The organism is Ruegeria sp. CK3, assembly GCF_056536565.1.
In genome coordinates this window covers 395,098-407,771 of the sequence record NZ_JBQFPV010000002.1, presented here as the reverse complement: position 1 = coordinate 407,771, position 12,674 = coordinate 395,098, and the positions used below count along the sequence as shown (strand labels likewise).

Annotated in this window: 13 protein-coding genes and 1 pseudogene; 4 read left to right on the top strand and 10 right to left on the bottom strand. The window is 59.3% G+C overall.

Annotated elements, in window-relative coordinates; translation table 11 throughout:
• From ACR0C3_RS04280 to ACR0C3_RS04270, 3 genes and pseudogenes are all read right to left on the bottom strand, one after another.
• Positions 1 to 120, bottom strand: a pseudogene (locus tag ACR0C3_RS04280) ((2Fe-2S)-binding protein); the annotation flags it as partial.
• A 148-nt stretch (positions 121 to 268) separates the two neighbouring features.
• On the bottom strand, positions 269 to 1,270 hold the full coding sequence (locus tag ACR0C3_RS04275; protein ID WP_480757302.1) for a molybdopterin-binding protein: 1,002 nt from the start codon (positions 1,268 to 1,270) through the stop codon (positions 269 to 271).
• Positions 1,267 to 2,235: an XdhC family protein gene (locus ACR0C3_RS04270; protein WP_480757300.1), complete on the bottom strand. Its 969-nt coding sequence runs from the start codon at positions 2,233 to 2,235 to the stop codon at positions 1,267 to 1,269. The genes ACR0C3_RS04275 and ACR0C3_RS04270 overlap by 4 nt, the downstream gene beginning before the upstream one ends.
• A gap of 225 nt (positions 2,236 to 2,460) precedes the next feature.
• Here ACR0C3_RS04270 and ACR0C3_RS04265 point away from each other — a divergent pair, with 225 nt between their 5' ends.
• Positions 2,461 to 2,961, top strand: coding sequence for a hypothetical protein (locus tag ACR0C3_RS04265; protein WP_480757299.1), 501 nt, complete (start codon positions 2,461 to 2,463; stop codon positions 2,959 to 2,961).
• A gap of 3 nt (positions 2,962 to 2,964) precedes the next feature.
• Here the strand turns inward: ACR0C3_RS04265 and ACR0C3_RS04260 are convergent, their stop codons facing one another.
• Complete coding sequence (locus ACR0C3_RS04260) at positions 2,965 to 4,224, bottom strand: vWA domain-containing protein (RefSeq protein WP_480757297.1); 1,260 nt, start codon at positions 4,222 to 4,224, stop codon at positions 2,965 to 2,967.
• Positions 4,225 to 4,282: 58 nt separating this feature from the next.
• Positions 4,283 to 5,191 (bottom strand): AAA family ATPase, encoded by a 909-nt coding sequence (locus tag ACR0C3_RS04255; RefSeq protein ID WP_480757296.1) that lies wholly within the window; start codon positions 5,189 to 5,191, stop codon positions 4,283 to 4,285.
• Positions 5,192 to 5,326: 135 nt separating this feature from the next.
• Between ACR0C3_RS04255 and pyrC the strand changes: the two genes are divergently transcribed.
• Complete coding sequence (gene pyrC / locus ACR0C3_RS04250) at positions 5,327 to 6,364, top strand: dihydroorotase (protein WP_480757295.1); 1,038 nt, start codon at positions 5,327 to 5,329, stop codon at positions 6,362 to 6,364.
• Here the strand turns inward: pyrC and ACR0C3_RS04245 are convergent.
• Positions 6,361 to 7,656 (bottom strand): MmgE/PrpD family protein, encoded by a 1,296-nt coding sequence (locus tag ACR0C3_RS04245; protein ID WP_480757293.1) that lies wholly within the window; start codon positions 7,654 to 7,656, stop codon positions 6,361 to 6,363. The two genes, pyrC and ACR0C3_RS04245, sit on opposite strands and share 4 nt — an antisense overlap.
• Before the next feature lie 38 nt (positions 7,657 to 7,694).
• Entirely contained in the window at positions 7,695 to 8,141 is a 447-nt protein-coding gene (locus ACR0C3_RS04240) for a type II toxin-antitoxin system RatA family toxin (protein ID WP_170376815.1), read from the bottom strand.
• 73 nt (positions 8,142 to 8,214) lie between these two features.
• Here ACR0C3_RS04240 and hpt point away from each other — a divergent pair, with 73 nt between their 5' ends.
• The gene (gene hpt / locus ACR0C3_RS04235) at positions 8,215 to 8,751 is read left to right on the top strand and encodes a hypoxanthine phosphoribosyltransferase (RefSeq protein WP_170376813.1); all 537 of its coding nucleotides are present in this window, start codon (positions 8,215 to 8,217) and stop codon (positions 8,749 to 8,751) included.
• 8 nt (positions 8,752 to 8,759) lie between these two features.
• On the opposite strand, the gene ACR0C3_RS04230 is transcribed toward hpt, so the two are convergent.
• Both ACR0C3_RS04230 and lipA read right to left on the bottom strand, forming a co-directional pair.
• Complete coding sequence (locus tag ACR0C3_RS04230; protein ID WP_480757292.1) at positions 8,760 to 9,902, bottom strand: amidohydrolase; 1,143 nt, start codon at positions 9,900 to 9,902, stop codon at positions 8,760 to 8,762.
• Positions 9,899 to 10,849: a lipoyl synthase gene (gene lipA, locus ACR0C3_RS04225; protein WP_480757290.1), complete on the bottom strand. Its 951-nt coding sequence runs from the start codon at positions 10,847 to 10,849 to the stop codon at positions 9,899 to 9,901. Before lipA ends, ACR0C3_RS04230 begins: the two co-directional genes overlap by 4 nt.
• A 262-nt stretch (positions 10,850 to 11,111) precedes the next feature.
• Between lipA and ACR0C3_RS04220 the strand changes: the two genes are divergently transcribed.
• Positions 11,112 to 11,660 (top strand): peroxiredoxin, encoded by a 549-nt coding sequence (locus tag ACR0C3_RS04220; RefSeq protein WP_170718092.1) that lies wholly within the window; start codon positions 11,112 to 11,114, stop codon positions 11,658 to 11,660.
• Positions 11,661 to 11,707: 47 nt separating this feature from the next.
• Here the strand turns inward: ACR0C3_RS04220 and ACR0C3_RS04215 are convergent, their stop codons facing one another.
• The gene (locus ACR0C3_RS04215) at positions 11,708 to 12,631 is read right to left on the bottom strand and encodes a LysR substrate-binding domain-containing protein (protein WP_480757289.1); all 924 of its coding nucleotides are present in this window, start codon (positions 12,629 to 12,631) and stop codon (positions 11,708 to 11,710) included.
• Positions 12,632 to 12,674: the final 43 nt, after the last annotated feature.

Genomic DNA, 12,674 nt, shown 5'->3' with positions numbered 1-12,674 from the left:
ACAGCCAACATGCGTCCCCGTCAAAGACAAATGATCCCGCAAAAAACCAGACAATAACGTCCGACCCTCAACATCACCGCTCACAGACATGCCATTCACAGTCAGCGATATATTTGGCATAAGACCTCCCCTTCTTTAGCTCATTCGCTTGGGGCGAGTTAAACACGGGAGGTCTGACTTGAGAACAGGAATTTGTCGCTTATTGACACCAGAGGGACGCAAAAGGCCGATGCAATAAATTTACCGGCGCTGCCTGTGAGCGTCCGACCTACTTCTTCCGTTGCGCGCGAGGTTGCGGCCGGGTCGGGATTTCCTTGAGCAGACCGCCCACACCCATCGCAGCAATATCAGCACCCGTGGTCTCGACCCCGCACGCGACCCGCGACAAAACCCAATCAGCCCCGTTCAAAGCCGGAGAGCGCGCGCATCCCGGCAGGCCGATCACAGGTCTTGTGTTCAACGCCCCCAGAAACAGCAAGTTGCCCGGATCTACCGGCATGCCGAACCGGTCAACATCCCCGCCCGCGGCGCGCACGGCGGACGGGGCGACGTCGTTCACATCCGACGTCGCCGAGGCCGTCAGGATCATCAGCACATCGCCTTCGGCACGATCAATGGCCGATGCAAGTTGATCGGTTTTATGCGGGACGATCTGCACATCGCACAAGTCCATGCCAAGAGCTTCGACACGCCCGCGCATGGCTGCGATGCCCTTTTCATTGGGCGGTCCTCCGGCGATGTCTGTCACGATCAAACCCGCGCTGCGATAGACCGGCGTGACAAGGCGCACCGAGGCCTGCGCCAAACCCGCCGCGCGTTCGACGTCGGCTTTCGGAACGGCGTAAGAGATCACCTTGATCGTCGCGACCATGCCGCCCGCGCTCATCTGCTGATGCTGCGGGACCGTTGCGACGGTGATCATTGGATTGATGCGGTTGAATTGCTCGAGCGCGACCACATCCAGCACCGCCACGCCGGGTCCCTCAGCCAGAAGGTTCACACGGCCGGTAAACGCCTCGGTCAAGCGCAGGTTGGCGTCCGTGGGATCGGGGACCAGAGCACGGGCCAGCAATTCGGCGGCCTCGTCCTCATGACAGTCGCCGGGTTCCAGACGGGCGACGATGACCTCGTCAAACTCCGCGCTAGACAATTGCGAGACATGCTCGGCAGTTAGCATGAGCCCTTTGCGCAGCTTTTGGTCCGAGACTTTGACGGAATGCGCAAGAATGGCTCCGGCGGCTTCGGTCACGGGCACAGGGCCGAATTTCATGCCTTACCTCGCAGAACGGCGGTCATCTGGGCCAGAATGGCCACGGCAATTTCGGAGGGGCCTGCCGCGCCGATATCAAGGCCAATCGGCCCGTGAATGCGCTCAATCTGAGTTTGGGTGAACCCCGCCTCGGTCATCCGCTCAACCCTTTTGGCATGGGTGCGGGTCGACCCGAGCGCGCCAATGTAGAACACATCCGCATCCAACGCGGCCTGCAGGGCCGGATCATCCAGCTTTGGATCGTGAGTCAACAGGACAATGGCCGTGCGCTGATCCAGACCCAGCTTGGCGACTGCTTCATCCGGCCAATCGGTCAACAAGGTCTCTCCGGGGAAGCGGCTGTCTGAGGCAAATGCCTCACGCGGGTCGATGATGGCCGAGTCGTAACCCGCAATCCGCGCCATCGGCACCAAGGCCTGCGCGATGTGAACCGCACCGACGATGATCAATCGCAAAGGCGGGTTGTGAACGGCGACGAAGGTCTTGCCGTCTTCCTCGAAGCCAGACCGATCCATACGCAGCCGATCCGCATAAGCATTCCGGCGCAAGGCCCTGTGTCCGCTGTCTGTATTCACTTCATAGGCCAGCGGTTCACGGCGCGCACGGGCGGCTACCAACTCGGCCAGCATCGGCTCAGGCAGGACAGAACCGACCGGCTCGACCAAAACCCGGATCGTGCCGCCGCAGGCCAGACCGACGGCAAAAGCGTCTTCATCGCTGACACCGAATTCAAGCAGGCGCGCCTCACCCTCATCAATTGCTTCAATGGCTTCGACGATAACGGCGCCTTCGACGCAACCGCCCGAGACCGACCCCTCGATCCGCCCGTCCCCACCAATCACCAGCTGTGACCCCACACGGCGCGGTGCGCTGCCCCAGGTTTCGACAACGGTGGCCAGCGCGGCACCGCGACCACTGCGGTGCCATTCCAAAGCGCGTTCCGGGCTGCTGTCGAATCGATCCATCGAATCCTCCTGGCTTGTTGCAAACCAACATAGGCAGCCTTGGACCAATGAAAAGCGAACGTTAGTCGGAGACGGCAGTCAATTCGCGTTTATGTGGGCAGTAAAAGGCCGATTTGATATTCACACTCTCAAAGGATTGATTGCGAATACCCCACGTCTTAAGTTGAAGCTGTGCCTGAATTAGGATTGGGCGCTCTCAATAAATTTCTCAACGGAGACGAAGAGTTGAAACGCATTCTTACACTGGGAACGGCGCTCGGCCTGTTGGCCTCGACCGCTGCATGGGCTGATACATTCGAACGCTACGGTGAGGTTGAAGGCTGGAAAGTCTTCATCGACAATGAAAAGAAATCCTGTCTAGTTGAGGCCGTGGATGACGCGGAAAACGTTGTTCAGATGGGCCTGACAGAGGATCGCGGTGTGGGTTACGTTGGCGTTTTCACCAAGGCGGAAACCAATATCAAACGCGGAGAAAAAGAAGCCGTGGCAATCCTGCTGGGTGATAACCTTTATGTGGGTGAGGCCACTGGCATGAAGGGCAATATCACCAAGGGTTATTCCGGCGGTTATGTCCTTTCCGACGACCCACAGTTTGCGGATGATCTGGCCAAGAAACAGGTCATGATCGTCTTCCCCGAAAAGGAATTTGCGTTCACCGTCGATCTGACTGGCACTTACAAGGCCATGGAAATGGCGCGTGAATGTAATGAAAAGCAGCTGGGCTAAACCCTAGCCAGAAAGCGCGGACATGAGCCGCGCTTTCTCTCCGACATCGTCCTGAGCAGAGATGACAGTGGCGAGGTCTTCCAGAGACGTAATCGAATGGCCCGCGCGGAAGCTGTCGACATGGGGCAGCATCGCTGCCACGCCCTGCGCTTTGGGGGCGAACCCATCCCAACGCAGCAGCGGGTTCAGCCAGATCAAACGCCGGGCCGAAAGATGCAGACGCTCGGTCTCTTTCGCCAGGGCCTCGGGCGAGCCACGATCCAGCCCGTCCGATATCAGCAAAACGACTGCGCCCTGCCCCATGACGCGCCGCGACCAGTCTCGGTTGAAGGCGTGCAGGCAGTCTCCGATCCGCGTGCCGCCTTCCCAATCCTGCGCCTCGGCCCCGGCGGCAGCTAGGGCGGCATCCACGTCGCGTTGGTGCAGGTGACGGGTGATATTGGTCAGTTGGGTGCCGAAGGTGAAGGCATGGACCTTGGCCCAGCCGGCCCCTTTGGCGTTCGAGACCGTGTGCAGAAAATGCAGGATCAGGCGGCTATATTGGCTCATCGAGCCGGAGATATCGCAGAGCACGACCAGATTGGGCCAGCGCGGTCGGGATTTTTGTTTGGCGATATCGTGCAGCTCACCGCCCTGACGCATGGCGGCGCGCAGGGTTCTCGCCCGGTCGATCCGGTGGCCGATATGGCTGGCCTGGCTGCGGCGGCTTTCGATCGGTTTCACCGGCAGGCTGAGGCGCGACAGGAGGCGCTTGGCCTGCGCGATCTCATCAGTACTCATTTGTTCGAAATCCAGACTGCGGAGGCGCTCCTCGGACGACGCGGTTTGCGAAGCGTCGATTTCGAGTTCGGTCTCTCCCTCCTGCTCCTCGGAGGTTTCGGGCTGATCGCGTTCAACCCCGTCAAGTAACGCCTCAGCCGCACGTTTTTCGCCTGCGTCGGCTTTGCGTTCTTCCTGCACGCCACGAATGGCGGGCAGCATCATGGACATCATGTGTTCAAGATACCTTGGGTCCCGCCAATAAAGGCGAAAGACCTGCGCGAAGACAGTGCGGTGTTCTGGCCGGTTCACGAAACAGGCGTGTAAGGTCCAGTAGAAATCCTGCTTTTCGGTGAAGCCTGCGGCCTTAACGGCCCGGATGGCATCCACCACGCGACCGGTGCCGATCGGCAGCCCGGCCTTGCGGAGGGCGCGGGCGAAGTGAGTGATGTTCTGCGCCAGCTTCGGGTTTTCGGGAATGTCGAGTGGGATCTGTTCGGCCATCAGCGCTCATGGGGGCTCTGCCCCCATACCCCCGGGGTATTTTCAAACAGAAGAAGCATCAGGCCGGTTCTAAATCGGCCTTGGCTTCGTCAAGAATGCGTTTGGCTTCGGACCCTTGCAGTTTCTGGATATCGTCCTGGTATTTCAGGATTGCGCCGAGGGTATCTCCGATCACTTCGGGGCTGAGGTTGATGACGTCCAGCGCAAGCAGGCATTTGGCCCAGTCGATGGTTTCGGCCACGCCGGGCTTCTTGAACAGGTCTTCGGTGCGCAGGCGCTGCACGAAGGCCACGACCTCGCTGCTAAGAGACTGAGCCGCTTCGGGCGCGCGCGCGTTCAGGATTTCAATCTCCCGATCGAAATCCGGGTAGTCGACCCAGTGGTAAAGGCAGCGGCGTTTGAGAGCGTCATGCACCTCGCGCGTGCGGTTGGAGGTGACGATCACGACGGGCGGCTCGGGGGCTTTGACGGTGCCGAGTTCCGGGATTGTGACCTGAAAATCGCTGAGTGCTTCCAGCAGGAAGGCCTCGAAGGGTTCATCGGTGCGGTCAAGCTCATCGATCAGCAGCACCGGCGCGCCGTTTTCATCCGGCCTCATGGCCTGAAGCAAAGGGCGTTCGACCAGGTAGTCATCCGAGAACAGCTCGGTCTGCAGAGCAGAACGGTCTGCGCCGCCTGCGGCTTCGGCGGTTCGGATAGCGACCATCTGCGCGGGAAAATTCCACTCATAGACGGCAGAGGACGCATCCAGCCCTTCGTAGCATTGCAGGCGGATCAGGCGGCGCCCAAGTCCGGCAGCCAGCGCCTTGGCGATCTCGGTCTTGCCGACACCGGCCTCGCCTTCCAGAAACAGCGGCCGGCCGAGTTTCAGCGACAGGAAGACGACCGTTGCCAGCGCACGGCCGCAAACATAGCCCTGTGCGCTCAGCATGGTTTGAACCGCGTCTATGGAATCTGGCTGTGTCATGTGCTGAATTCTCCCTTGCCACAAAAGGTCATGGCCGCGCCTTTGCGTCAAGGCCATCACCCGTTTCTGAGCTACGACGTTCGAACGAGTTGACAAGGGCTTTTACGGCGGCGGCCTCTGTGCTAGCGGGGGCGCATGACCGATAGCATCACGATCCGCCGCCCCGACGATTGGCATCTGCACCTGCGCGATGGCGCGATGTTGCAGGCCGTCCTGCCCGAAACCGCCCGCCATTTTGGCCGTGCGATCATCATGCCCAATCTGGTGCCCCCGGTGGTGACCGGCGCGCACGCCGCCGCCTATCGTGAGCGTATCATGGCTGCGCTGCCCGAAGGGATGACGTTCGAGCCGCTGATGACTCTGTATCTGACCGAAGATACGGATCCAGAAGACCTTACCGCTGCGCATGCAAGCGGGTTGGTTAAGGCGGTCAAGCTCTACCCGGCAGGTGCGACGACCAATTCGCATTCGGGCGTACGGAATTTCGACAATGTGCGTCCGGTGCTGGAGAAAATGGCCGAGATCGGCCTGCCTCTATGTGTTCATGGCGAGGTCACCGATGCCGAGATAGACATTTTCGACCGCGAGGCCGTGTTCATCGACCGCGTTTTGGATCCGATCCGCAAGGCCACGCCGGGCCTGCGCGTTGTGATGGAGCATATTACGACCCGCGACGGGGTTCAGTATGTTGCTGCCAACGAGGCCGATCTTGGCGCAACGATCACCGCGCATCACCTGATCATCAACCGCAACCACATTCTCGTGGGCGGGATCAAACCCCACTATTACTGCCTGCCGGTCGCCAAACGTGAAGAACATCGGTTGGAGTTGCTGAAGGCCGCGACCTCGGGCGATGCACGTTATTTCCTGGGCACGGACAGCGCGCCGCATACGGATGACAACAAGGAAATGGCCTGCGGCTGTGCGGGATGTTTCACGGCAACAAACACCATGTCCTTAGTAGCCGAGATGTTCGACCGCGAAGGTGCCCTAGACAAGTTGGAAGGGTTCGTGTCGTTGAATGGTCCGGCCTTCTATCGCCTGCCGGTGAACGAAAGTTCGATCACGTTGACCAAGGGTGACCCGGTCGAATACCCGTCGAAGATCGAAAGTGGCGACGGCCCCGTCACCGTATTCGACCCCGGCTTCCCCCTGCACTGGCGCGTGGTTTAACCCGCCAGTTTTGCAGCCAGATCGCGGGCGCGACCTCCGGTGCGCAGCATCGACCAGATCGCGTCTGCCTCGTCCCCTCCAATCAGTTTCGACGCTTTGGCTCGGACACGGTCTTCCCGATCCGCCAGAGACATCGGAGCCATCAGATCATGGGTAACCTCGCGTCGCACGCCGTCGCGCCGCAGAAGCTCTAGGCGGGCCTGGGTCTCGGTGAGGGTTTCATCCGCCTCGACCGTGATGCGGTCTCGAAAAGAGCGAATGCGAGGATCAGCGCAGACCTTTTCGGTGTAACTGCTTGGCAAAGCGGTGTCGTAGCCGAGCGCCTGCATGGCGATCACCGTGCGATAGGAAAACTTCGCCCCCAGCCCTGTGGTCGGAGACATCTGATTGCAGACACTCATCCAGCGCGGATGGGTTTTGACCTTGATTTCAGCCACTTCAGGTTCGGCAATATCAAGACGCAGAGCAGCCTCAAGCGCGGCGTGCAAACCGTGGCAGCACGCGTGGAACTTGTGGCTGACCGATTCGAACAGCCACTCCTCCCCCAACCCATCCAGCGCTGCTGATGTATCCGCCGCGCCCTGGTGGGTTGCACCAAAGCCGTACTGGCCTTCTAGCGCACTCGCATTGGGCTCAAAGCCCCGTTTAATCAGCAACACGGCCTCGATCCCGGCTGATGCGGCCAATCCTGCATTGTAGGGTTTGCCCATGGTGCCGAACTGAGCTTTCAGGCCGGCCGAGCGCGTGGATGTCAGACCCAGAACTTGCTGCATCTGGTTCGCATCAAACCCAAGAACCCGACCCGCTGCAACCGCCGCCCCAAAGGCCCCCGCAGTCGCCGTTTGGTGAAACCCGGCCTGATAGTGATCTCGGCCGAGCCAGAGGCCGATACGGATCGAAACCTCCATCCCGATCAGGGCCGCCTCCAACAGATCAACGAGGATACGGTCATCCCATTCTGAAACCGCCAAGGCCGCAGGAAGGATGGCAACGGACGGATGTCCGATATGGGCGAAATGGGTGTCGTCATAGTCCAGCGCGTGAGACACCGTTCCATTGACCAGCGCCGCCGCGCGCAAGGGCGCTGCCCCGCCGCCGAAAAGATGGGCCTGCGCTGCTCCGCCCTCCTCCTGCACCATGTCCCGAACGGCGACCGACACGGGCTCGGACACACCGGCACGGCCCACGGCGATCCAGTCGAGAACGGACAGAGACGTAATGGCCCGCGCCTGCGCGGTTGTGTTGACGGGGCTGGCGGAAAAACTCGCAAGCGTTGAGGTGAATCCAGACATAGCGCGCAGTCTAGCGAGCACTGGTCGTTGGTAAAGCCTTAGCTGTAAAGCTCAGCGGCACGGGCCTCGAACGCGCGTACGATGCGCTGCATGGCCTCGTTGAAGACGACACCAATGATCCCCTGCAGGATGGCGTTCTTGAATTCGAAATCCACGTGGAATGAGACATTGCACCCACCTTCAGGTGCGTCTTCAAACTGCCAGTCCGATTTCATGTATTTGAACGGGCCGTCCAGATATTCAGTGTCGATCTTCTTTTGACCGGCAAACAAGGTCACCCGACTTCCGAACCGTTCGCGAAACACCTTGAACGAGATCACCAAATCCGCCTCCATCACCTCGGCTTCGCCAGCCGCATAGGTCTTGCGGATACGCGCGGCGGCACACCAGGGCAGGAACTTAGGATAGCTCGCCACGTCAGCAACAAGATCATACATCTGCTGGGCCGTATAAGGCAGGTGACGGGTTTCCGAGTGGATAGGCATGGCAATCCGGCATTAGAAGGTGACAATGGCGCGTCATGTCGTATGTTGCGCGCCAAAGATCAAGGGGGCTGCGATGACTGACCGCGCTTATGTGATAGATGAGATGATCTCGGCCAAGGCAATTGCAGCCAGAATCGAAGAGCTTTGCCGCGAAATTACCGAAGAATTCGGCAATACTGACAAGCTGGTGGTCGTCGGCCTGCTGCGCGGCTCTTTCGTGTTCATCGCTGATCTTGTGCGCGAGTTGGACCTTCCGATCGAGGTGGATTTTCTTGAGGCTTCCTCTTACGGTGACGCGATGGAGAGCAGCCGAGAAGTTCGTATTCTCAAAGACTTGCGCGGCGCAATTGAGGGTCGCGATGTGCTGGTCGTCGAAGATATCGTCGACACAGGCCACACGCTGAACCACGTCACCAACCTGCTACGCAGTCGCAAGCCGAAGCGGCTGAAGTCCATTGCCCTATTGGACAAACCCAGCCGGCGTGAGGTTGATTTTCGTTCAGATTGGATCGGGTTCGAGATCCCTGACGAATTCGTCGTGGGCTACGGAATCGACTACGCGCAGCGCAATCGCAACTTGCCGTTCATCGGCAAGGTTCGGTTCACCTGAACGCGGCCTCAGCCCAGCACCTGCCGGATCGCCGCCAGAAAGACGCCTGTTCCAATTGGGATCAGCGCGTCGGGGAAATCATAGTCGGGATTGTGCAACTGGGGGTGATCTCGCCCAGCTCCCAACCAGAACATCGCCGATTTTGCGCCTTTGCCGAACTGGCCAAAATCTTCCGAGAACCTTTGCGGCTCATTGGTCAACTTGCATGGAACGGCTTGATCCGCACAGGCCTCAGCCAGAACAGTCACCGCCTCAGCGTCGTTGATGCAGGCCTCGAAGACATCCTCATAGGTAATCTCGGCACTCAGGTTCTCGGACTTGGCGATCTGCTGAACCAAGGCTTCAGCATCGGCAGCAAGCTTTGCCATCCGGTCGTCTGACACGGTGCGCAATGTCACCCACAGCTCGGCCTGACCGGGGGCGACGCCAAAGGTCTGCTCTCCGAGGCTGGCATGCGTGATCGTGGTCAACGCGTAGTCCGCGTTCAGGGCGCCTGCCGTGCCAAGCCGTGTGAGTTCCGGGATCAATACGGACACAGCGCCCGCCGGAGAAACTCCGTCCTGTGGCGCGGCGGCATGAGAGGTCTTTCCGGTCAATGCAATCCGCATACCGCGAGAGGCGCAGTTGGTTGGCCCCTGACACAGCTCAACCTCGCCCAGTTCCAGCCCCGGCAAGTTATGAAGAGAAAACACGTAATCCGGCGCAAGTTGCGCGAATTGGGCATCGTCGCGGAACGCCTTGGCCCCCTGCCCGGTTTCTTCAGCGGGTTGGAAAATCAGAACCACCCGTCCGCGCGTCGGGCGCTGTTCCTGCAACTCAAGCGCCACGCCGAGAACCATCGACATATGGCCGTCATGCCCGCACAGATGCCCATTACCCGGCACGGTCGAAACATACGGCAGCTCCGAGAGTTCCTCGATCGGCAACCCATCCAGCTCGCACCGAATGGCGACGGTGGGACCGTTTGTGCCGCTGTCGAAGACCGCCGCAACTCCGTGCCCGCCGAGGTCGGTCAGCACGGTATCCGCCCCTGCGCGACGCAGCTCATCAGCCATACGCTTGGCGGTTTCACGTTCTTGCCCAGAAAGTTCGGGAATTTGATGCAAACTGTGGCGCAGCGCTGTCAGCTGCGCCAATCTATCAGGCGTCACGCTTGACCCAGCTTCGCCTGCCGTGCCGCACGCAAACGCGCGAAATCATCCCCAGCGTGGTAGGACGAACGCGTCAGAGGAGTGGCAGAGACCATCAGGAAACCCTTGCCATAGGCGGATTTTTCATAGGAAGCGAACTCTTCAGGCGTCACGAAACGGTCCACCGCGTGGTGCTTGGGCGTCGGTTGCAGATATTGACCAATAGTCAGGAAATCTATGTCAGCGGCGCGCATGTCATCCATGACCTGACCGACTTGCTGCTTGTCCTCACCTAGACCGACCATAATGCCGGATTTGGTGAAAATCGACGGGTCCAGTTCCTTTACCCGCTGCAACAGGCGCAGCGAATGGAAATACCGCGCGCCGGGGCGAACCTCAGGGTAGAGGCCCGGTACGGTTTCGAGATTGTGGTTGAACACATCCGGCTTGGCTTCGACCACGGTCTCAAGCACTTCGGGCTCACATTTCAAGAAGTCCGGCGTCAGAATCTCGATCGTCGTCTTGGGTGAGCGGTGACGGACGGCGCGAATTGTCTGCGCAAAGTGATCCGCTCCGCCGTCGTTCAAATCGTCCCGATCAACCGAGGTGATCACAACGTGGTTCAGACCCAATTTTTGAACCGCATGCGCTACACGACCCGGCTCGAATGCATCCAGCGAGTCCGGACGTCCCGTGGCGATATTGCAGAAGGTACAGCCGCGGGTACAAATCTCACCCATGATCATCATGGTGGCGTGACCCTGGCTCCAACACTCGCCCACGTTGGGGCATCCGGCCTCTTCGCACACCGTCACCAGATTGTTTTCACGCATGATCTTATGCGTCTCGGCATAACCCTTGCCGCCTGGCGCCTTAACCCTGATCCATTTCGGCTTCTTAGGCTGGGCGTTGTCCGGGCGATGCGCCTTTTCGGGGTGACGTTGTTCTGGGATTTTCAGATCGCGCACGGGCAGTTTTCCTAACTTTGGGTCAACTTTGTGTACCCATAACATAAAACACTCACGCCTGTTACACCAGCGACGCATAGCCGCTATGCAAATATCTCGCGAGCGTCAAATTAGTTTAAACTTAAACTATATTTTTCGCACGTAAAATCAATGGATAAGCCAATCAAACCTATCTTGCAGATACAGCATTTCATGGATTGCATGCAATTTAGAACTGATTTAAATCGCCAGAAAGTCACAACTGAATCACAGGAACTTGAACATGAAGACCGGCGCAAAACTGCCCGATGTGACCTTCCATACGCGCGTCCGCGACGAGGCCGTCGAAGGCCCCAACCCGTTCCGCTGGGAAGACAAGACAACCGCCGATTATTTCGCTGGCAAACGAGTGATCCTGTTCTCGCTGCCCGGCGCTTTCACCCCCACATGTTCGACCTACCAGCTGCCCGGATTTGAAAACGGTTACGCCGATTTCACCGCCAAGGGTATCGACGAGATCTACTGCATGTCCGTCAATGACAGCTTTGTCATGAACAAATGGGCACAGGATCAAGGCCTGAAAAACGTCAAGGTCATCCCTGATGGTTCGGGTGAGTTCACCCGCAAGATGGGCATGCTGGTCGACAAGGACAACCTGGGCTTTGGCATGCGCTCGTGGCGCTATGCGGCCATCATCAATGACGGCGTTGTCGAAGCATGGTTCGAAGAGCCTGGCCTGATGGATAACTGCCCCGAAGACCCATATGGTGTGTCCTCGCCCGAGACTCTGATCCAGCATCTGGAAGCCGCCGCCGAACCCGCGTTGGCGTAAATCCGGTGCCTACGCGCTGATTTCAGGCCCGCTTCTAGCGGGCCTTTTCATATCCGCGTGGCCGAAACGATCTGCTCCCCCACGTCCCGGATTACCTGAGCCAAACGATCCACCCAACCGTCATCCGTTGTTGATGCGCGCCGGACAAGCCCCACCGTGCGTGCCGGTTGCGGGGCACCGAAACGCAAGAGCTTCATGCCCGGTACCGCCTCTGATTCCGATTTCGCGGCGAGTTCGGGCATCAGCGTCAGGCCGAACCCCTCGGCAACCAGCCGGGAAAGCGTCGCAAGCGAGGAGGCCCCCATGTTGATCTGCCCACTGCCCCGATCCTGCCCGCAGACCTCAAGCGCTTGATCCGTCAGGCAATGGCCATCCTCCAACAACATTAACTGCGCCGATTGCAAATCCAGAGGGCGCAGCATCTCGGGGCTGGTGTTCACACGTTGCAGCCGAGCGGCGCTGCCTGCCAGCAGGAAGTGATCCTGGAACAACGGCGTTTCGTGGAATTCCGAGCTGCCCGCCGGCAGGGCTAGAACCGCAGCGTCGATCTCACCTTCGCGGAGCAATGATAGCAACCGTTCGGTCCTCGCTTCGCGGATCTGCACACGCAGCGAAACATCTGCGGCGCGTAGACCACCCAGAACGCCGGGCAGAAGGTACGGTGCAATCGTCGGGATGATCCCGATCGACAGCGACCGATGGCCGCCGGAGTGATCCCGCGCGAACTGGTCCAGCCGCACAGCTGCCCCCAGCACCTGACGCGCATGTTCCAGAACGTCTCGCCCCAGCGGCGTCAGCAGGATATCACGCGCCTGACGCTCGAACAGTACACCGCCCAGTGTTTCTTCAAGCGATTTGATTTGAACAGACAGCGCAGGTTGCGACACATTGCAGACCTGCGCGGCGCGGCCAAAATTGCGCTGCTCGGCCACGGCTTGAAAGTACTGCAACTGTTTGAGTGTGAAATTCATAGCCCTTGACTATCACCAAGAGCTAAAACCACAAGAGGCACTT